General features: G+C 70.1%; 1 protein-coding gene. It reads right to left on the bottom strand.

Going from position 1 to position 1,197, the window contains the following annotated elements; genetic code table 11:
* Positions 1-1,143, bottom strand: a 1,143-nt coding sequence (locus ACWD3E_RS43320) for an IS701 family transposase (RefSeq protein WP_451392948.1), incomplete at its 3' end; no start/stop codon positions are given.
* Positions 1,144-1,197: the final 54 nt, after the last annotated feature.

Below are 1,197 nucleotides of genomic sequence, written 5' to 3'. Positions count from 1 at the left end.
ACGGCCCTCGAAGTGGTCCAGGCCCAGGCCGTGTTTGAGTTCGCGGTAGTCGTGCTCGATGCGCCAGCGGACCTTGGCCAGCCGCACCAGGTCGACGATCGGAGTGTCGGCCGGCAGATTGGACAGCCAGTAATCGGTCGGCGCCTCGGCTGCCTCGGGCCATTCGACCAGCAGCCAGCAGTCGGGCAGCACCCCGTCCCACCAGCCCTGTTCGGCCGAGGCTGCGGCTTTGATCGGACGCTCGACGGCCTTGCCCGCCGGGCGGACGCGCACGGCGGCGAAGCGGGAACGTAACTGTCCTCGCGAGCCCTGCCGCCAGGTCACCGGGGTGAAGGCATCGTGTCCGAGGCCGGCGGCCAGGGCCGCCACCGAGGGTGCCGGGTCGCGGTAGCGGGGCTGGGGCCAGCAGCCGACGGGCCCGTTGCGGTCCGGGGCCACGGGCTGTGCGTCGAACGGGTGGGCGGTTACATCCGCTCGGACGGCCAGCACGTAGTCGATTCCACGGTCGGCCAGGGCAGCCCGCAGATGTGCGTTGGTCCCGTAGGCGGCGTCCGCCACCACGGCCGGCGGCGTCATGCCCCAGCCGGCCAGCGTGTCGAGCATGTCCAACGCCAGGCGCCATTTCTCGCGGTGCGTGACCTCGGGCGGGACGCGGGTGACGGTCCTGCGGCCGGTGTCCGACGCCCATTCCTCGGGCAGGAACAGCCGCCACTGCAGCGGGCAGGAGGCGGTGTCGGTGGCGGCGTGGACGCTGACCGTGACCTGGCAGTTCGCCCGCTTGCCCAACGCTCCGCAGTACTGCGGGGCCACGGCCACCGACATCCGGCCGTCCTTGGGCACCGACACATCGTCGATCACCCAGGCCTTCGGGGCGATGAGCGGCAGCATCCGCTCGCAGATCCGCCGCTGCACCGGCACCGGATCCCACGTGGACTGGTTCACGAACTGCTGCAGGTTCTGCTCGTTGCCGTCCGGCAGCCGCGAGGCCATCGCCTGGATGGACTTGCGGCGGCCGTCCAGCATCAGTCCCCGCAAATAGCAGTCGCCCTTGGCCCGCTGGTCCTTCCGCGGCACCGACGCGAACACATCAGCCACGAATAACGCCAACTTCGCCCGGACTCGGTTCACTTCATGTGCGTCCACACTCCCACCATGCTCCTGAACAGGCCCGGCAGGAAGACCTAACGGAGTCCTACT

The sequence above is a fragment of the Streptomyces sp. NPDC002676 genome, assembly GCF_053592455.1.
This window is presented reverse-complemented; position numbering and strand designations above follow the sequence as displayed.